This is a genomic window from Mobilicoccus pelagius NBRC 104925, from assembly GCF_000247995.1.
GTDB lineage: Bacteria > Actinomycetota > Actinomycetes > Actinomycetales > Dermatophilaceae > Mobilicoccus > Mobilicoccus pelagius.
The window spans coordinates 1-18,083 of record NZ_BAFE01000089.1 but is presented as its reverse complement, the minus strand read 5'-3'; the positions used below and the strand labels follow the sequence as shown (position 1 = coordinate 18,083).

Below are 18,083 nucleotides of genomic sequence, written 5' to 3'. Positions count from 1 at the left end.
TCAGTGCAGTCGGTGCCCGAGGGGGGTGACCCCGTGGGGCACCGGGGGGACGCCCGCGACGGTGGCGAGGACGTCGGTCCAGGTGGTCAGGTGGTCGACGAGGTCGTCCCCGTCAGGGGTCCAGGATGCCCGCAGCTCCATCTCGACGGAGGGGTCGGTGTCGGCAAGCGTGCCGAAGCTCTCCGAGACGACGCGGGTGACGGTGCCGCCGAGGGCCCGGTGGGCGGCGCCACTCGTGTGGAGTGCATCGGTGAGCCAGGACCATCCGACCTCGCCGAGGAGGGGATCGCTCGCGAGTTCGGGCTCGAGGCGGGCGCGGGCGAGGGTGACGATGCGCCACGTGCCGTCCCACGCCTCGGGGGCGTCGTCGTCGAAGAGGACGACGAACCGGCCGGTGGCGAGGGGGTCCTCGTCGAGGTGCGTGGCGATCTCGGCGGAGAGGGCGACCGAGTGCGGCGCGATGCGCTGCGGTGCGGGGATTTCGGTGAGGTCGACCTCGGGGCGCAGGGAGACCCCACGCAGCCGCTCCACCGCCTCGGCGAACTGCGAGGCGGCGCGTGAGGGGGCGCGGCGGTCGGTCACATCCGGCACAGTACGGCCCGGCACCGACAACCCTCGGGTTCCCACGCCGTTCCCGTGGGAAGATCGGCGTCGTGACGACGACGCCCGCCGCCCCCGACCCCTCCACCCCCGGTTTCACCGGTGCCCGCCCCGGCGGGCTCCCGCCGGAGAGCGCCGGCGAGACCACCCGCGAGGGGTTGCCGTCGCGCAGCCGCCTCGTCCGGGCGGCCCGGGGCGAGAAGCTCGACCGCCCGCCGGTGTGGTTCATGCGTCAGGCGGGGCGGTCGCTGCCGGAGTACCGCGAGGTCCGTGAGGGTACGACGATGCTCGAGTCGTGCCGACGCCCCGAGCTCGTCACCGAGATCACCCTCCAGCCCGTCCGGCGCCACGGCGTCGACGCGGCGATCTTCTTCAGCGACATCGTCGTCCCCCTCCAGGCCGTCGGCGTCGATCTCGACATCGTCGCGGGGGTCGGCCCGGTCGTCGCCGAGCCGTTCCGTACGCGCGCGGATCTCGACCGTCTCCCCGAACTCACGCCCGAGCACGTGCCCGACATCACCGACTCGGTGCGGATGCTCGTCGCCGAACTCGGTGCGACGCCGCTCATCGGGTTCTCGGGTGCGCCCTTCACGCTCGCGAGCTACCTCGTCGAGGGCGGCCCGAGTCGCCACCACGAGCACACCAAGGCGCTCATGCACGGCGACCCGCAGCTGTGGCACGACCTCTGCGCGCGTCTCGCCCAGATCGCCGGGACCTACCTGCAGATCCAGGTCGACGCCGGGGCGAGCGCGATCCAGCTCTTCGACTCGTGGGTCGGCTACCTCCCGCGGGCCGACTACGAGGCCTACGTGCGCCCCCACTCGGCCCACGCCCTCGAGGCCGTGGCCGGCCGGGTGCCCCGCATCCACTTCGGCGTCGGTACGGGCGAACTGCTCGCCTCGATGGGTGAGGCCGGTGCGGAGTGTGTCGGCGTGGACTATCGCGTGGGCCTCCTCGATGCCCTCGAGCGCACGGGTGGGCGCCATGCACTCCAGGGCAACCTCGATCCGGCGCTGCTCTTCGCGCCGTGGCCCGTCGTCGAGGAGGCCGTGCGCCGCATCGTCGCCGAGGGGCGTCAGGCGCCTGGGCACGTCTTCAACCTCGGTCACGGCGTGCTGCCCTCGACCGACCCGGGCGTCCTCACGCGGGTCGTCGAGCTCGTCCACTCGCTTGCCGACGAGGGCTGACATCACTCCCACCCGACCGGCGTGAGCGACCTCACAGGTCGTTTGCGCAACGTATGACGACGCTCTGGGCCGTCCGGAGGGTCGAGCGGCACAGGGGCGATCATCGGTCGCGTCACGCGGCAGCACGGTCTCCACCTGCGACGTCGCCGCTCCGTGGGTCGCCGTGGGGTCGCTCCTCGACGCCGGTCACGAGGCTCCCGACCGCACCAGGGCCGTGGGTCCCGAAGTCGGCGAACCGCCTCCTGGCTGAGACGATGCTGCCCATGACCGTGGACGCCGCCTATCTCGTCGTCGGCATCGGACTCCTCCTCGCCGTCGCCCTCCCCACCCTGCTGCAACGCTGGGCCTTCTCCGCGCCGATGGCGCTCGTCGCCACCGGACTCGCGGTCGGACTGTTGCCGCCGTTCCACGACGTGAGGGTCTCCCCGCTCGAGCACCCCACCCTCACCGAGCACGCCTCCGAACTCTGCATCATCGTCGCCCTCATGGGCGTCGGTCTCGCCCTCGACCGGCCCCTCGGACGCACCCGGGCCTCGTGGCGCGCCTGGCGGTCGACGTGGCGTCTCCTCCTCGTCGCGATGCCCTTGTGCATCGCCGCCGTCGCTTTCCTCGGCTGGTGGGTCATGGCGCTGCCGCCCGCCGCAGCGCTCCTCCTGGGATCCGCCCTCGCACCGACCGACCCCGTGCTCGCCGCCGACGTCCAGGTCTCCGGCCCCACCCTCGAGGAGGAGGAGCACATCGACGAGAACGACGACGTGCGCTTCGCCCTCACCTCGGAGGGCGGACTCAACGACGCGCTCGCGTTCCCGTTCGTCTACGCCGCGATGTTCCTCGCCTCCAAGGGGCCCGTCTCCGAGTGGTGGCTCGAGTGGTTGTCGTGGGAGCTCTTCGGCAAGGTGCTCATCGGCATCGCCACCGGGTACGTCGGCGGCATGCTCCTCGGCAAGCTCGCGTTCCGCGGGGAGCCGCGGGTCTTCCGCTTCGCCGAGCAGGGCGAGCCGCTCCTCGCCCTCGCCGGCACCCTCGCCGTGTACGGTCTCACCGAACTCGTCGGCGGATGGGGCTTCCTCGCCGTCTTCGTCGCGGCGATGCGTCTCCGGTCGGAGGAACGCCACGACGACTACCAGGGCGTCATGCACGAGCTCGTCGAGCGCCTCGAGTTGCTCCTCACCCTTCTCCTGCTCCTCGCGCTCGGGATCGCCCTCAGCGACGGCCTCCTCTCCCACCTCACGTGGCAGGGCGCCCTCGTCGCGGTGCTCCTCGTCTTCGTCGTCCGTCCCGTCACGGCGTGGCTCGCCCTCGGCCGGCAGAGTTCTGTCGACGCCGACGGCACGCAGAGTCTCGGGCCGCGTGAGCGACTCGTCACGGCCTTCTTCGGGGTGCGTGGCATCGGCTCGATCTACTACATCGCGTACGCGTTGCAGGAGGCGCACTTCCCGCAGGCCGAACTCCTGTGGTCGACGGTGGGATTCACGATCGTCCTGTCGGTCGTCGTCCACGGTGTCGCTGCCACCCCCGCGATGCGTTGGCTCGAGAAGGTGCGGGAGCGCACACCGGTTCCCACCGCCGCGTCGGCTCGGTGAAGAATGACGCCATGACCGACGTCCAGACGAACGCGGCGAAGATCCGCGCCCTCAACGAGACCATCCGTTACGCCATGTGGTCGGTGTTCCGGGTGTCCGACCCGCTGCCGGTCGACGAGGCCGACCGTGACCGCATGGTCGCCGACCTCGAGGCCTTCTGCGAGACCCTCCCGGAGACGGGGGTGACCCTGCGGGGCCTTTACGACATCGCCGGGTTCCGTGCCGACGCCGAGATCATGGTGTGGTGGCACGCCGAGGACCCCGAGGCGCTTCAGGCGGCCTACAAGGTGTTCCGACGCACGCAGGTCGGGCGCCACCTCACGCCCGTGTGGTCGCAGATGGCGCTCCACCGCCAGGCCGAGTTCAACAAGGGTCACGTGCCGGCGTTCATGAAGGAGGAGCGTGTCCGCGACTACGTGTGCGTGTACCCGTTCGTCCGCAGCTACGACTGGTACGTGCTGCCCGAGGAGGAGCGTCGCGAGATGCTCGCCGAGCACGGACGCATGGCGCGGCCGTACGCGGAGGTGCGGGCCAACACGATCCCGAGCTTCGCCCTCGGCGACTACGAGTGGATCCTCGCGTTCGAGTCCGACGACCTCCCGCAGATGGTCGACATGATGCGTGAGCTGCGCAGGTCCCGCGCCCGGCTGCACGTGCGCGAGGAGACGCCGTTCTACACCGGCCCCCGCGTCGACGCCGCGACCCTCGTCCACGGTCTTCCGTGACCGTCGATCCTCTCACCGCGTCGCTCCCCGACGAGTGACGCACGTGACGCACGAAGGCCTCCGGATCGAGTCGATCCGGAGGCCTTCGCCCGTGGTGAGGCGGGTCAGTCCTCGGTGAGGCGCATGCTGATCGAGTTGATGCAGTAGCGCTGGTCGGTGGGGGTGTCGTAGCCCTCGCCCTCGAAGACGTGCCCGAGGTGGGAGCCGCAGCGGGCGCACCGCACCTCGATGCGCTTCATGCCGAGGGAAGTGTCCTCGATGTACTCGACCCGGTCATCGGCGAGAGGGGCGTAGAAGCTCGGCCACCCGCAGTGGCTCTCGAACTTCGTGTCGCTGCGGAACAGTTCGGCACCGCAGGCGCGACACGAGTAGACGCCCTCCGTCGTCGTGTTCGTGTACTCCCCGATGCCGGGGCGCTCGGTGCCCGCCTGCCGCAGCACCTGGTACTCCGCGGGGGTGAGGAGTTCACGCCACTCGGCGTCGGTGCGCTGGACCTCGTACTTCTGCTCGCTCATGGACGGTTCAACAACGCGGGGGCCCGATCGGTTCCCACAGGGGTGCACCCGCCCGAGCGCGCCTGGACTCCGCGCGCATCCTCGACGCCGAGCCCGACCTCACGGTCGTGGCGCAGGTCGGCGGCGGGGCCGAGGCCGGCGAGCGCGTCACCGACGGGGACATCGACCTCGCGGTCCTCGACGTGTCGATACCCCGCATGACGGGCCGGCAGACCGCACGCGAGATCACCCGGCGCGGCCTGCCCACCGAGCTCCTCATGTTCTCGATGCACGACAACGAGCAGTACCTGTTCGAGGCGCTGGAGAACGGGGCGAGCGGCCACGTCCACAAGTCCGTCGCCGTCCGGAACCTCGTCGAGGCGTGTCGCTCCGCCCTGCGCGACGAGCCGTTCCTCTACGCCGCGAGGCCGGCCGGGCCGAGGTCGCCGATCTCGCCCACCAGGTCACGCACGGTGGCGGTCATCACTGCTCCGATCGGCCGGGGATGGATGCCGCTTCGAGCGTCCCCCGCCACGTGTCCTCGGCGCGTCGGTGCCGACACCCATACCGTCCCGGCGGACATCCATCACGCCCCCGCCACACCCCTGGGGTACGCCCCTGTGCGATGTGGGTGCCGGCACCGATACCGGTGAGCCGCCGCCGCGGGGAGACTGGACACCATCGAAGAGAAGGAGACGACATGACCGACCACATCGACACGAACGGTCGCGTCCTCGTGGGGTACGACGGCACATCGGCCGCCCACCACGCGGTCCTGTGGGCCGCCGAGGAGGCCGTGCACCGGCAGCAACCCCTCGTCGTCCTCATGGCACACGACATCTTGCCCACGGGGACGGTGAGGTCGGGCGCCGCTGCGGCCGCCTCGGTCGCGGTCCCCACCATCCAGGAGGCGGACCGTGCACGGCTCGACGCCCTCGAGGTCGAACTCGGCGGTTCCTGCCTCGACCTCGACATGAGCACCGAGTACGTCGTGGGACCCGCCGCACCCCACCTCCTCGCCCGCACCGCGGAGCCCGGGCTCGTCGTCCTCGGTGGACGCTCCCGTGGCCTCCTCGGCACCTCGATCCTCGGCGGGGTCGCGGACGCCGTCGTGACCGGGGCCCGGGGGCCCGTGGCGATCGTCCCCGAGTGCGACGCGGCGGGAGACACCGTCGTCGTCGGGATCGACGATGACGGCGCCTCGGCCGCTGCACTGCGCTACGCCTACGCCGAGGCGCAGGCGACGGGAACGTCCTTGGAGCTCCTCCACTGCGTCGACCTCCATCCCGAGGTCCCGACGACGAACGCGCTCGCGGTCGCGCCGCCGGCAGGGCAGGACGTCGTCGGCGTCGCGCGGGAGGACCTCCACGGCGTGGTTGCGACGGTGCGGAGGTGGGGCGACGTCGAGGTGACCGGCCGCGTGGAGCTCGCACCCTCGCATCGGGCACTCGTCGCTGCCTCGGGGGTTGCGCGTCTCGTCGTCGTGGGGACTCGAGGGCGGGGCAACCTCGCCGGTCTCGTCCTGGGGTCGACGAGTCGTCAGCTCGTCCGCAGTGCTCGCGGGCCCGTTGTCGTCGTCCCACCCGTCGAGGAGTGAGGCCCCCCGGGCGAGGTCATGCCGTGGGGGCGGCGGTCCGGCGTCGGCGGGCGGCGCGTCGCCACTCGCGGACGAGGACGCCCACCGTGACGAGGACGGAGACGACGGCGCCCACGCGCAGCCACGTCGGCCAGGTGGGCCAGGCCTGCAGGGCGAGCATCCAGACGGCGGCGAGGACGAGGGCGAGAACTCCCGCCATCCAGGTGGGGTCGCTCGATCGGACACGAGCGCGGACGACGTCTCGAACCCGGGGGTCCGGATCGGGGACTCCCCGACGGAGCGCGGCGTCCACCCGGTCGCGATCGTCGGGGGATAGCCGGTGGTAGCCGCCCAACCGGGTCTCCCGCCACGCGTTGACGCCCATGAGGACGGCGGCGAGGACGGTTCCGAGGAACAGCGCCCGGATCACGTCTCCCCAGGTCGGCACTCCGCCGTCCTCAGCAGGGCCGAGGTCGAGGAACACCCACACGAGCGTCAGCACCAGGCCCAGGGGCAACCGGTCGAGCAGCGCACGTCGCATGCGTGCAGTCAAGCACGCGTCCGAGTGCCGGGGCCGTGTTCTCGCCGTTGCGCCTCGCCGCCCGTACCCTTCGGGCATGAGCGAGGAGATCCTCACCCTGCCGGGGCGGGACGGGCAGGAACGGTCGGTGCGGTTGAGCAACCCCGACAAACCGGTCTGGCCGGCGACCGACGACGAACCCGCCATCACCAAGCGGGAACTCGCCGCGTACGTCGTCGCGGTGGGCGAGCCGCTGCTCCGTACGATCGCCGACCGGCCGGTCACCCTTCAACGGTTCCGCGGCGGCGTGACGGGGGAGGAGTTCTACAGCAAGAACCCGCCCAAGGGCGCCCCCGAGTGGGTGCGGACCGTGATGTGCACCTACCCCTCCGGGCGGCGACACCCCCAGCTCGTCGTCGACGAGATCGCGACCGCCGTGTGGGCCGTGCAGATGAGCACGGTGACGTTCCACCCGTGGCCCGTCCGCACCGAGGACACCGATCACGTCGACGAACTCCGCATCGACCTCGACCCGCAACCCGGCACCGGCTTCGACGAGGCGCGGGCCGCCGCACACGCACTCCGGGAACTCATGCTCGACCTCGACCTCACCCCGTGGGTGAAGACGAGCGGTCACCGTGGCCTCCACGTCTACTCGAGGGTGAGGCCCACGCACGAGTTCCTCGACGCCCGCCACGCGGCCATCGGCATCTGCCGGGAACTCGAACGTCGCCTTCCCGATCTCGTGACGACGGCCTGGTGGAAGGAGGAGCGCGGCGCGCGCATCTTCCTCGACTACAACCAGATGAACCGCGACCGCACCATCACGTCCGCGTACAGCCCCCGCCCCCTGCCGGGTGCGCCCGCGTCGATGCCCCTGCGCTGGGAGGAGCTGGACGCGGCGAGCCCCCGCGACTTCACCGTGCGCACCGTCCCCGGCCTCCTCGCCGAGCGTGGGGACGCCTGGGCGGGGATGGACGCGGCCGTCGGGGACCTCGTCGCCGCCCACGCGTTGTGGAAGGCCGACGTCGACCGCGGACTGCCCGAACTCAACTTCCCGCCCGACCACCCGAAGATGCCGGGCGAGCCGCCCCGGGTCGCCCCCAGCCGAAAGAACGCCGCGAACTGGAGCGAGGACGGCACGCGCCGTTCACCGCGGCGCCCGTGATCGGGCCGGCGCGGCGAGGGCTGCATGCCGCGGTGTCGGTGTGCCGTCCTCGTGACGAGATGCCGAGGGGGAGGTCGGTGCGTCGGGACCCTGCCCCGCCGGCCGTCTGCGTGCCCCGACGGGCTCGCGCGAAGACCCACCCCCGGGCGACGGTTCGCACGCACCGGTGACGTCCCGGCCCGCGAGGAGCGTCGCCGGTGTTCTTCTAGGCTGTGACCATGCCTGACACGATGCGTTTCCACTCCCGCAAGTGGGTCAAACCCGAGGATCTCAACGCCAACGGCACGCTGTTCGGCGGCAGCCTGCTGCGGTGGGTCGACGAGGAGGCCGCGATCTACGCGATCCTCCAGCTCGGCAACGAGCGCTGCGTGACCAAGTACATGTCGGAGATCGAGTTCGTCTCCTCCGCGTGGCAGGGCGACCTCATCGAGCTCGGCCTCATCCCCACGGAGTTCGGCCGCACGTCGCTCACGCTGCGTGCGCGGGTGCGCAACATGGTCACCCGCCACACGATCATCGACATCGAGCGCATCGTCATGGTGAGCCTCGACGACGAGGGGCGCCCCCAGCCCCACGGGTACGACCACATCACCTTCGACCGCGACCGGGTGCCGCAGCGGCACGCGCCGATCCCGCGTCCGCCGCTCGTCACCCCGGCGACGGGGCCGATCACCGACCTCGACTGACCCCTCGACCTCGACCGATCCCTCTCGGGGAGACGCCTCGACGGGCCCCGCACCCGGCCTCGTGCCGGTGCGGGGCCCGTCGTGTCGGTCTTGGAGTGGGGTTCCGCGTCACTCGTCGAGGACGGCGCCGAGGTCGTAGGCGGGGGCGACGTCGATCTGGGCGAGGGTGCACGATTCCGGGTCGCGGTCGGGGCGCCAGCGCAGGAACGTCACGGCATGACGGAACCGCTGCCCCTCGAGTTGGTCGAACGCCACCTCGACGACGCGCTCGGGTCGGAGCGGCACGTAGCCGACGTCCTTGTTGCCGGAGAACCGCGAACGGTCGGTCTCGGCGTGGACGACCCCGCCGTCCTCGTCGCGGAGGACGAGGGGCTCGAGCTCCTCGACGAGTTCGAGACGCCGCTTCGCCGTGAACGCCGCGATACCGCCGACACCGATGAGGTGCCCGTCGTCGGCGTAGAGCGAGAGGAGGAGCGACCCGACGCCCGCGCCCGACTTGTGCACCCGGTACCCGGTGACGACGGCCTCGGCGGTGCGCTTGTGCTTGACCTTGAGCATCGTGCGCCTGCCCGGCGTGTACGGCCCGGCGAGGGGTTTGGCGACGACGCCGTCGAGTCCCGCCCCCTCGAACCGGACGAACCACTCCTGTGCCTCCACCGCGTCCCGGGTCGCGCGGGTGAGGTGGAGGGGGCCGTCGTGGCCGCGCCCTGCGAGGGCGTCCTCGAGCCGCGCACGGCGCGGGGCGAACTCGACGTCGAGGAGCGACTCGTCGTCGAGGGCCACGAGGTCGAACGCGACGATCTCGGCCGGGGTCCGTTCCGCAAGCGTCGCGATGCGGGAGGCTGCGGGATGGATGCGCTGGGAGAGCGCGTCCCAGTCGAGCCGTTCGGCCCCGCGCCGACCCGACCGTACGACGATCTCCCCGTCGACGAGGCACCGGCGGGGGAGCACCTCGAGGAGCGGTTCGCGCAGCTCGGGGAAGTATCGGGTGAGGGTCTTCGAACCGCGGCTCGCGAGCTCGAGTTCGTCGCCGTCGCGGAGTACGAGGCACCGGAACCCGTCCCACTTGGGCTCGTACGCGAGCCCTCCCGCGACGGAGTCTGATTCGGGGACCTCGGCCACGGACTTGGCGAGCATCGGGGCGAGCGGCAGGGGGACGGGCAGATCCATGACGTCATTGTCGCCGCCCTCGGCGGCGGTGGTCGTCTCCCCGCCCCGTGTCGGGCGACGCGCCCGGTGTCCGCACGGACCACGCGGGTCCGCCTGTCGCACCGCGGTGTTCCCGCGCAGGTGGGTGGTGCCGGGATGTCACCATGGAGCGATGACGACCGACCGCACGACGTGGTGCCGGGCGAGCAGGATCGCCGTGGCCGGCGTCGGTGTGCTCGCCGGAGCCGGGATGGCCGCCTCCCTCGGCGTGGCCTGGTACTTCGCCCGCGTCCTCCTCACCCCGGAACGCGAGAAGCCCGACAACACCGTCGTCCTCGACGTCGACGAGGACGCCCGCACGATCACGCTGCGCCTCGACGCCGAGACCCGTGTCCGGGGCCGCTACGGCCTGTGGCTCGACGGAGGCCGCACCCACGTGCGCGTCGGCGACGTCCTCGACGTCGACGCGCGCCGACGCCGTGTCACCCGGGAGCTCCTCGCCGTCGACCTCGGGAGTCCGGCACCCGGGCCCGGGCGGTGGACGAGTCACATCTTCGTCGGCGACCCCGGTCTCTCCCTCGGCATCGCCGCCCGCGACGTCGTCGTCGAGGGGGAACTCGGACCCCTGCCCGCGTGGGTCGTCGACGCGCCGGCGGCCTCTCGCGCCGCCTCCGACGACGCCACGAACGCTGCCGGCGCGACTGAGACCACCGGCGGTGGGCCGAGGCGGTGGGCCGTGCTCGTCCACGGACGCGGGGCGATGCGCGAGGAGTGCCTGCGGGCCGTGCCCGTCCTTCACGAGCTCGGCATCACGTGCCTCGTGCCCTCCTACCGCAACGACTCCCTCGCACCGGCGAGCCCCGACGGGCTCATCGCCCTCGGACTCACCGAGTGGCGCGACGTCGACGCGTCCCTGCGGCACTGCCTCGCCGAGGGGGCGGAGGAGGTCCTCCTCGTCGGCTGGTCGATGGGCGGCGCGATCGTCCTCCAGACCCTGGCCCGCTCGGAGGTGCGCGACGCGGTCCCGGGCGTGGTCCTCGACGGCCCCGTCGTCGACTGGGTCGAGGTCATCGAGCACCAGGCGTCGATGCGGCGGCTGCCCCGCCTCCTCGGCCACCTCGTCCGGATCCTCCTCGGCGACCGGTGGGCCTCGCGTCTCCTCGTCGGCGCCGAACAGCCGGTCGACCTGGCACTCACCCGCTGGCAGGTCCGCGCCGACGAGCTCGACCGGCCCGTCCTCCTCATCCACTCGCGCGACGACGACGTCGTCCCCGTCGGCGCGTCGGCGGCGCTCGCCGAGCTGCGCCCGGACGTCGTCCGGTTCGAACCGTGGGACGATGCCCGCCACGTCAAGGAATGGAACGTCGACCCCGACCGCTGGAACGCCGTCGTCACCGACTTCGTCTCGACACTCCCCGCTCACCGACAGGAGCACACGCATGGGTAAGAAGAAGGACAAGCACTCCCGCGAGGACGAGAAGGATCTCGACGCCACCCGCCGGGCGTCTCGGGACGACGTCGACGAGAAGACCGCGAAGAAGACCGAGGGGAAGAGCGGCAAGAAGGCGGAGAAGAAGGCCCACAAGAAGGCGGAGAAGAAGCTCGAGAAGCAGCGCGAGAAGGCGAAGAAGGCGCTCGCGAACCTCGTCGAGGCGGCCGACCCGGTCGACGGCGCCCCCGAGAGCGTCGACGAGGCCGTCGAACAGGTCCTCGCGACGAACGCCCACGCCGTCGTCGCCGACGTGGCCGACTCCGTCGCGTCGACGTTCGTCGGGGCGCTCCGGGTCGGCCCCGACGTGCGTCTCGCCGACATCGACCCCTCCTCGACGCCGGGGTTCACCGGTGACCGGGACGACGCGGAGGCGCTCATGGCGGCCGCCGCCCCCGAGATCGCGGAGCTGCAGGAGCGGCTCTACGCGGAGTCTCGCGACGGTGAGGGCCGGTCGGTCCTCCTCGTCGTCCAGGGTCTCGACACCGCCGGCAAGGGCGGCATCATGCGGCACGTCGTCGGGCTCCTCGACCCGCAGGGTGTGGCGATCCACGCGTTCAAGCAACCGACGGCCGAGGAGCGCCGGCGCCCGTTCCTCTGGCGCATCCGCCGGGCGCTCCCCGAGCCGGGGATGATCGGTGTGTTCGACCGCTCCCACTACGAGGACGTGCTCGTCGCCCGAGTCGACAACCTCGTCCCCGCCTCGACGTGGCGTCGCCGCTACGGACAGATCCGTACGTTCGAGAACTCCCTCACCGCCTCGGGCACGACCCTCGTCAAGGTGATGCTCCACATCGGCAAGGAGGAGCAGGGTGAACGCCTCGCCGAGCGGCTCGCGCGGCCCGACAAGCACTGGAAGTTCAACCCCGGCGACATCGACACCCGTCGGAAGTGGGAGGCGTACGAGGAGGCCTACGACGAGGCGCTCGCGAAGACGTCGACCGACGAGGCGCCCTGGTACGTCGTCCCGGCGAACCACAAGTGGTACGCCCGCCTCGCCGTCCAGCAGCTCCTCCTCGACGCGCTGCGCCGTCTCGACCCGCAGTGGCCCGCAGCGACGTTCGACGTCGAGGAGCAGAAGGCCCGCCTGGCCGACTCCTGAGCCACCGGGCACGGCGCCACCGCACTGCGGCTCCCTGCACACGGCGGCGCCCCGCACCCCGGCGAGGGGATGCGGGGCGCCGTCGGCGTCTGCGCGGTCAGAGCGTCTCGCCGTGCTCCTTCGCCCGGGCGGCACGCTCGGCTGCCTTCTCGACGAGCTCGGGGGAGCGCTCGACGCGGCCCGACGCCGCGGCCTGCGCCATCATGCCCGCGGCCTCGCGACGCGCCTCGGCGGCGTCGATCTCGAGCTGGTCGGGCTGGATGTCGCGGCTCTGGAGGATCACCATCGACCTCGCCTCGAGGGTGAGGGTCTCGCCGGAGGCGTGGGCCTCGACGGTCGGCTGCGGGATGCCCGTGGGGAGAGCGGTGTCGACCACCGGCACCCACTCGACGCCGTCGATGACGGACGCCACGACGAAGTCGAGGGGCTCGTGGTGGGCGTTGAACATGAGGACGAAGCTGTCGTCGCGGATGCGCTGCCCGAGGGGTCCCGGCTCGAGGATCGCGTCGCCGTTGAGGAGGACGGAGAGCGTGCGGGCGTAGCCGGTCTGCCAGTCCTCCTCGGTCATCTCCTCGCCGCTCGTCGCGAACCACACGATGTCACCGAGCGTCGACTGGCCACCGTGGTCGGCGCTGCCCTCGAAGAAGCGCCGGCGACGGAACACGGGGTGTTCGAGACGCAGGTTGACGACGTATTTGGCGAAGTCGAACAGCGCGTGCTGCTCCTGGCCGAGGTCCCAGTTGATCCAGGCGATCTCGTTGTCCTGGCAGTAGACGTTGTTGTTGCCGCCCTGGGTACGGCCGACCTCGTCACCGTGGGCGATCATCGGCACGCCCTGGCTCACGAGGAGGGTCGTGAGGAAGTTGCGGATCTGCCGCAGGCGCAACGCGCGGATCTCCGGGTCGTCGGTGGGGCCCTCGACGCCGCAGTTCCACGAACGGTTGTGGCTCTCGCCGTCGTTGCCGTCCTCGCCGTTGGCGAGGTTGTGCTTGTCGTTGTATGTGACGAGGTCGCGGAGGGTGAACCCGTCGTGGGCGATGATGAAGTTCACCGAGGCGATGGGTCGACGACCCGAGTGCTCGTAGAGGTCCGAGGAGCCGGTGAGTCGCGAGGCGAACTCCGAGAGGCCCGCCGCCTCGCCGCGCCAGTAGTCGCGGACGGTGTCGCGGTAGCGGCCGTTCCATTCCGTCCACAGTGGTGGGAAGTTGCCGACCTGGTAGCCGCCGTCGCCGAGGTCCCACGGCTCCGCGATGAGCTTGACCTGGGAGATCACCGGGTCCTGCTGGATGATGTCGAAGAACGCGCTGAGGCGGTCGACCTCGTGGAACTGACGCGCGAGGGTGGCGGCGAGGTCGAACCGGAAACCGTCGACGCGCATCTCGGTGACCCAGTACCGCAGGCTGTCCATGATGAGCTGGAGCACGTGCGGGTGACGCATGAGCAGGCTGTTGCCGGTGCCCGTCGTGTCGTAGTAATGCTCCTTGTTGTCGTCGACGAGGCGGTAGTACGCCGTGTTGTCGATGCCGCGGAAGCACAGGGTGGGGCCGAACTCGTTGCCCTCGGCGGTGTGGTTGTAGACGACGTCGAGGATGACCTCGATGTTCGCCTCGTGGAGCGTCTTCACCATCGACTTGAACTCGGTGACCTGCTGGCCGTCGGTGCCGTGCGCGGCGTACTCGTTGTGCGGCGCGAGGAACCCGATCGTGTTGTACCCCCAGTAGTTGCGCAGGCCCTTCTCCTGGAGGTGGGTGTCCTGCACGAACTGGTGCACCGGGAGCAGCTCGATCGCGGTGACGCCGAGCTCGGTGAGGTGATCGATGATCGCCGGGTGTGCGATCGCCGCATACGTGCCGCGGATCTCCTCGGGGATGTCGGGGTGCGTCATCGTGAGGCCCTTGACGTGCGCCTCGTAGATCACCGTGTCGTGGTATTCGTGACGCGGCGGGCGGTCGTGGCCCCAGTCGAAGAACGGGTTGACGACGACCGAGAGCATCGTGTGTCCGAGGGAGTCGGTCTCGTTGTAGGAGTTGACGTCCCCGAAGTTGTACGAGAACAGCGCCTCGTCGCCGGTGACCTGGCCGTCGATGGCCTTGGCGTAGGGGTCGAGGAGCAGCTTGTTCGGGTTGCAACGGTGCCCCTGGGCGGGGTCGTAGGGCCCGTGAACGCGGTAGCCGTAGCGCTGGCCGGGCTGGAGGTTGGGCACGTACCCGTGCCACACGTACCCGTCGACCTCGGTGAGTTCGAGCCGGGTCTCGGTGCCGTCCTCGCTGACGAGGCACAGTTCCACGCGCTCGGCGATCTCGGAGAACAGGGCGAAGTTCACGCCGGAGCCGTCGTAGGTGGCTCCGAGGGGGTACGCGTTTCCTGGCCAGATGTCCATAGGTCCGTCTTAGCTCTTCCGTGTCGTCCGTAGTTGCGGCGAGGTGCCGCAACGCGAGCGATTCACCCGCTGTCTCGGGGGATTCGCGGATCGGTCCCGGGCGGGGCCGGATGAACGGTAGCCCGTCGCGCGGCGTGGGGTCCCATGGGCGTACGCGCGGCGGGTGTTTCGGCGGGCGCAGCCGGGGCGGGGCGGGGCGTGCGACGGCGGGCGCCCGGGTGATCCATGAGCAGTGTGCCCCACGTCGTCCCCGCCTGCGCGCAGGCAGGCCGTGTGCGAGACGGGCCCGAGGGGAGCGGGGGGCCCGCAGCGGGCCGTCGACGGAGGAGGTGCGGAGGTGCGGAGGCGCGACGGCCGGGGACGGGAGGTGGGCGGACGTGATGCCGGAGTGCGAACCGGGGCGCCTGCGCCGAGGGAGATGGGATGCCGGCAGGGGAACGGCGGGGTGGTGCGCGTGTACCGGGACATGGAGATGTCGGTCCCGGCGGAGTGGTCTCGGGTTGGTGTCGGAGGGCTGCCGCCGACCGTCACGGCCTCCGCGTGATCTCCGTCCCCGGACTCTCCCTGGAGCATCCGCGCAGTTCAGAGGCTCTCTGCGTGGCTCTGACGCGGCCAGGTGAGGCGGCCCTCCGAGGCTCGGTTGGACTCCGGCGCCCGGAATCGGTTACTGTCTTCCAGCACGCCGCGGGAAGCCGAAAAGGCCGAAAGGTCCAACGGAATCACGCGACTGGCTTGCGGACGTAGCTCAGTTGGTAGAGCATCACCTTGCCAAGGTGAGGGTCGCGGGTTCGAGTCCCGTCGTCCGCTCGGAGGATCGCCTCCCTCGGAAGGCAGTCGTTCTGCCTTCGTGGTGGAGTGGCCGAGAGGCGAGGCAACGGCCTGCAAAGCCGTGTACACGGGTTCAAATCCCGTCTCCACCTCACAGAAACGCTTCTGGCGTTTCGACGGGCGATTGGCGCAGCGGTAGCGCGCTTCCTTGACACGGAAGAGGTCACTGGTTCAAACCCAGTATCGCCCACCACGAAGAAGAGTCCTTGACGCCTCGCCGTCGGGGACTCTTCGTGTGTCCGCCCCCGGTTCTGTCGTCGTTCTCGGGGGTCCGACTCACCGCGGAGCTCGGCCGTGCCCGGGGCCCAGGCCCTTCCTGCCGTGCCCGCGTCGGGCTCCACCCGTCCCGGACGATCGTTTTGCGCACGGGCCTCACGGTCGCGGCGCTGCGGTCGACAAGAGGAGGACGGGCTCCCCCCGAGTCGTCCCTGCCGAACCACCACCCCCCCAGGAGTGCATCCCTCATGAGCGTCATGGCGACGGCCGGAACGCGCCTCTACAGCGTTCTGCTCACCTCGCACGACGGCCGCCCCGGCACGTGGCTGACCGTCGCGGCCGACGACCTCGTCGACGCGATGCGTCGCGCCCGCGAGGACGCGTGGTGGGGGGAGGCCGCGCCGGGCCGGGAGCCCGTCCGGCAGGTGTCCGCCGTCGAGTGTCTGGGCCTGGCCTGGCACTGACCGGCCACGTCCGGGACCCCGCCCCGGCTCGCGCAACGCCACGGGAACGCGTCGTGGGCCTGCGTCGTTGAGGATGAGGACGTTCCCGTACGACGAGCCGACGACAGGGGGTGCCGTGACCGCCGCTGACACGACGCAGGAGGACGCCGCGCGCGACGACGACGGACACGGTGGCGCCCACCGGCTGTCGCGACCCCGCGACTGGGCATGGCGGCGCCGTATCCGGGCGAACCGGCAGACGTACCAGGTGTATCGGGCCATCGTCGCGACCATCGGCTTCGTCGTGGTCGCGGGCGGTCTCGTCGCCGTCCCGTTCCCTGGGCCTGGGTGGCTCATCGTGTTCATCGGCGTGAGCATCTGGGCCTCGGAGTTCCACTGGGCGCGTCGGCTGCACGAGTACGGCATGCGCAAGCTCCGCGAGTGGAACCGCTGGGTGATGAGTCGGCACCTCGCCGTCCGTGGGGGGATCGCCCTGCTCACCTGCCTGTTCGTCAACACGATCGTGTGGGTGACGCTCAAGATGTCCGGGGTGCCCTCGTGGGTGCCCGATCCGGCCGAGGCGTTCCTCCACACCCACCTCGCCCTGTGAGGTCCGCCGCCCGGCGTGCTCGATCGGGCGTCGACTTGGTACGTGCGTCAGGTTGCCGGTAGGGTGGGCGCTCGGCTCGCCGCACGCGATCCGTCGGACGTATAGCTCAGTTGGTTAGAGCGTTCGCTTCACACGCGAGAGGTCGCAGGTTCGAGTCCTGCTACGTCCACATCACGCACAAGGCTCGAACCCTTGCCAACGGAAACGTTGGTCGAGGTTCGGGCCTTGTGTTCGTCTGCGGCCCAGGTCAGGGCGTTCGCGTTGACCTGCGGATCGAGGAGCATCTCGAACGGCCGGTTGTGCTCGACGCGCAGCTCGTTGTCCTCATCGATGAAGACCTTGGTGAAGAACGCCTGGTTGCACAGCCGCCGGTTGGTGTCGTCGCACCTGCGGTAGATATCGGCGCAGTTCGCGAGCAGGCCGAGCGCGTCGTCGAGGTGGGCGCGGGCGTCGGCGTAGTCGCCGAAGTGGGCGTCGATGCGGCGGGTCACCTGGTCGAGTTCGGCGACGATGCGGTCCTGCTCGCGCTTGAGCACGGAGAGAGGGATCGCGTCTGCGTAGTGCGCCTGCATGAGCCGGTCCTGCTCGCCTTCGAGCCGGTCGCGGTTGGTAGTGAGGCGTTCCAGTTCCTCGGTTTCGGCGGCCATGAGCCGGTCGAACTCGTGGTGGAGCATGCCCGCGAGCGCGTCCTGCTGGGCGGGCGTGATCTGGACGCGGGTGTAGTAGTCCTCGACGAGCTTCTCGACGTCTTCGATGAGCATCGCCTGGCGTGTGCAGTCGGTGCGCTTGGAGTGCCGACCGGAGCACACGAAGTAGCAGTAGACGTTGCCGTGGCGGTTTTTCGCGTTGGAGACGATGAGCCGGGAGCCGCACTGGCCGCAGTGGATGGTGCCTTTGAGGTAGTGGCCGTGGACTTGGGTTGCCTCGACGGCGCACTGGTGCGCGGTGAGCACGGACTGGACCTGGTACCAGACCTCGGCGGGCACGAGCGCCGGGTGGTTGCCCTTGTAGCGGGTTGGATCGCCCCGGGTTCAGTGGAGAGCGGGTTGTGCCGCCCCGGCGGGTGCCGGGGCGCTGGCGTGTTCAGCGTAGAACAGGTCTTCGTACTCGATGGGTGGGATGTCGCCGCAGTGTGAGTGAAGGCGGTCGTTGTTGTACCAGTCGACCCACTCCATGGTGGCGAGTTCGACGGCATCCAGACCGCTCCACGGCCCACGTTTCCAGATGAGTTCCTTCTTGTAGATTTTGTTCAACGCCTCGGCAGCGGCATTGTCGTAGGAATCACCGGTCGATCCGACCGAGGGTTCGATTCCGGACTCAAGGAGGG

General features: G+C 70.7%; 18 protein-coding genes and 4 tRNA genes. 15 read left to right on the top strand and 7 right to left on the bottom strand.

The annotated features are described in order from the left end of the window. Entirely contained in the window at positions 1-582 is a 582-nt protein-coding gene (locus MOPEL_RS12630; protein WP_040634501.1) for a DUF3000 domain-containing protein, read from the bottom strand. Between the two features lie 71 nt (positions 583-653). On the opposite strand from MOPEL_RS12630, the gene hemE reads away from it, so the two are divergent. The 3 genes from hemE (at position 654) to hemQ (ending at position 4,095) form a co-directional block, all read left to right on the top strand. Further along, entirely contained in the window at positions 654-1,787 is a 1,134-nt protein-coding gene (gene hemE, locus MOPEL_RS12625) for a uroporphyrinogen decarboxylase (protein ID WP_009483254.1), read from the top strand. A gap of 263 nt (positions 1,788-2,050) precedes the next feature. After that, positions 2,051-3,370: a cation:proton antiporter gene (locus tag MOPEL_RS12620; RefSeq protein WP_009483253.1), complete on the top strand. Its 1,320-nt coding sequence runs from the start codon at positions 2,051-2,053 to the stop codon at positions 3,368-3,370. 11 nt (positions 3,371-3,381) lie between these two features. Next, the gene (hemQ, locus tag MOPEL_RS12615) at positions 3,382-4,095 is read left to right on the top strand and encodes a hydrogen peroxide-dependent heme synthase (RefSeq protein ID WP_009483252.1); all 714 of its coding nucleotides are present in this window, start codon (positions 3,382-3,384) and stop codon (positions 4,093-4,095) included. 104 nt (positions 4,096-4,199) lie between these two features. Here hemQ and msrB read toward each other — a convergent pair whose 3' ends face one another. Then, positions 4,200-4,610, bottom strand: a complete 411-nt coding sequence (gene msrB / locus MOPEL_RS12610; protein ID WP_009483251.1) for a peptide-methionine (R)-S-oxide reductase MsrB — start codon at positions 4,608-4,610, stop codon at positions 4,200-4,202. Between the two features lie 26 nt (positions 4,611-4,636). Here msrB and MOPEL_RS16150 point away from each other — a divergent pair, with 26 nt between their 5' ends. Both MOPEL_RS16150 and MOPEL_RS12600 read left to right on the top strand, forming a co-directional pair. Further along, positions 4,637-5,242: a response regulator gene (locus MOPEL_RS16150; RefSeq protein WP_083841857.1), complete on the top strand. Its 606-nt coding sequence runs from the start codon at positions 4,637-4,639 to the stop codon at positions 5,240-5,242. Positions 5,243-5,289: 47 nt separating this feature from the next. After that, positions 5,290-6,186, top strand: a complete 897-nt coding sequence (locus MOPEL_RS12600; protein WP_009483249.1) for a universal stress protein — start codon at positions 5,290-5,292, stop codon at positions 6,184-6,186. Between the two features lie 16 nt (positions 6,187-6,202). Here MOPEL_RS12600 and MOPEL_RS12595 read toward each other — a convergent pair whose 3' ends face one another. Next, on the bottom strand, positions 6,203-6,706 hold the full coding sequence (locus MOPEL_RS12595) for a hypothetical protein (RefSeq protein ID WP_009483248.1): 504 nt from the start codon (positions 6,704-6,706) through the stop codon (positions 6,203-6,205). A gap of 76 nt (positions 6,707-6,782) precedes the next feature. Between MOPEL_RS12595 and ligD the strand changes: the two genes are divergently transcribed. Together ligD and MOPEL_RS12585 are read left to right on the top strand one after the other, a co-directional pair. Beyond that, on the top strand, positions 6,783-7,853 hold the full coding sequence (gene ligD / locus MOPEL_RS12590; protein WP_009483247.1) for a non-homologous end-joining DNA ligase: 1,071 nt from the start codon (positions 6,783-6,785) through the stop codon (positions 7,851-7,853). A 218-nt stretch (positions 7,854-8,071) separates the two neighbouring features. Then, complete coding sequence (locus MOPEL_RS12585; RefSeq protein ID WP_009483246.1) at positions 8,072-8,539, top strand: acyl-CoA thioesterase; 468 nt, start codon at positions 8,072-8,074, stop codon at positions 8,537-8,539. A gap of 108 nt (positions 8,540-8,647) precedes the next feature. Here the strand turns inward: MOPEL_RS12585 and MOPEL_RS12580 are convergent, their stop codons facing one another. Beyond that, on the bottom strand, positions 8,648-9,709 hold the full coding sequence (locus MOPEL_RS12580) for an ATP-dependent DNA ligase (protein ID WP_009483245.1): 1,062 nt from the start codon (positions 9,707-9,709) through the stop codon (positions 8,648-8,650). A 151-nt stretch (positions 9,710-9,860) separates the two neighbouring features. On the opposite strand from MOPEL_RS12580, the gene MOPEL_RS12575 reads away from it, so the two are divergent. Continuing rightward, complete coding sequence (locus MOPEL_RS12575; RefSeq protein WP_009483244.1) at positions 9,861-11,135, top strand: alpha/beta hydrolase family protein; 1,275 nt, start codon at positions 9,861-9,863, stop codon at positions 11,133-11,135. Then, positions 11,128-12,279: a PPK2 family polyphosphate kinase gene (locus tag MOPEL_RS12570; RefSeq protein WP_009483243.1), complete on the top strand. Its 1,152-nt coding sequence runs from the start codon at positions 11,128-11,130 to the stop codon at positions 12,277-12,279. The genes MOPEL_RS12575 and MOPEL_RS12570 overlap by 8 nt, the downstream gene beginning before the upstream one ends. A gap of 97 nt (positions 12,280-12,376) precedes the next feature. Here the strand turns inward: MOPEL_RS12570 and glgX are convergent, their stop codons facing one another. Next, positions 12,377-14,659, bottom strand: coding sequence for a glycogen debranching protein GlgX (gene glgX / locus MOPEL_RS12565; RefSeq protein ID WP_009483242.1), 2,283 nt, complete (start codon positions 14,657-14,659; stop codon positions 12,377-12,379). 734 nt (positions 14,660-15,393) lie between these two features. Between glgX and MOPEL_RS12560 the strand changes: the two genes are divergently transcribed. From MOPEL_RS12560 to MOPEL_RS12535, 6 genes are all read left to right on the top strand, one after another. Further along, a tRNA-Gly gene (locus MOPEL_RS12560) sits at positions 15,394-15,466 on the top strand. Positions 15,467-15,508: 42 nt separating this feature from the next. Further along, a tRNA-Cys gene (locus tag MOPEL_RS12555) sits at positions 15,509-15,579 on the top strand. Between the two features lie 26 nt (positions 15,580-15,605). Next, positions 15,606-15,680 (top strand) — tRNA-Val (locus MOPEL_RS12550). A gap of 271 nt (positions 15,681-15,951) precedes the next feature. Further along, positions 15,952-16,167: a hypothetical protein gene (locus tag MOPEL_RS12545; RefSeq protein WP_009483240.1), complete on the top strand. Its 216-nt coding sequence runs from the start codon at positions 15,952-15,954 to the stop codon at positions 16,165-16,167. Positions 16,168-16,282: 115 nt separating this feature from the next. Further along, positions 16,283-16,756, top strand: coding sequence for a TIGR02611 family protein (locus tag MOPEL_RS12540; RefSeq protein ID WP_009483239.1), 474 nt, complete (start codon positions 16,283-16,285; stop codon positions 16,754-16,756). Positions 16,757-16,851: 95 nt separating this feature from the next. Then, positions 16,852-16,925, top strand: a tRNA-Val gene (locus MOPEL_RS12535). On the opposite strand, the gene MOPEL_RS16805 is transcribed toward MOPEL_RS12535, so the two are convergent. Beyond that, positions 16,885-17,709 (bottom strand): recombinase zinc ribbon domain-containing protein, encoded by an 825-nt coding sequence (locus tag MOPEL_RS16805; protein ID WP_245544790.1) that lies wholly within the window; start codon positions 17,707-17,709, stop codon positions 16,885-16,887. The genes MOPEL_RS12535 and MOPEL_RS16805 overlap by 41 nt on opposite strands. 78 nt (positions 17,710-17,787) lie before the next feature. Then, positions 17,788-18,083, bottom strand: a 296-nt coding sequence (locus tag MOPEL_RS16800) for an IS3 family transposase (RefSeq protein ID WP_009483237.1), incomplete at its 5' end; no start/stop codon positions are given.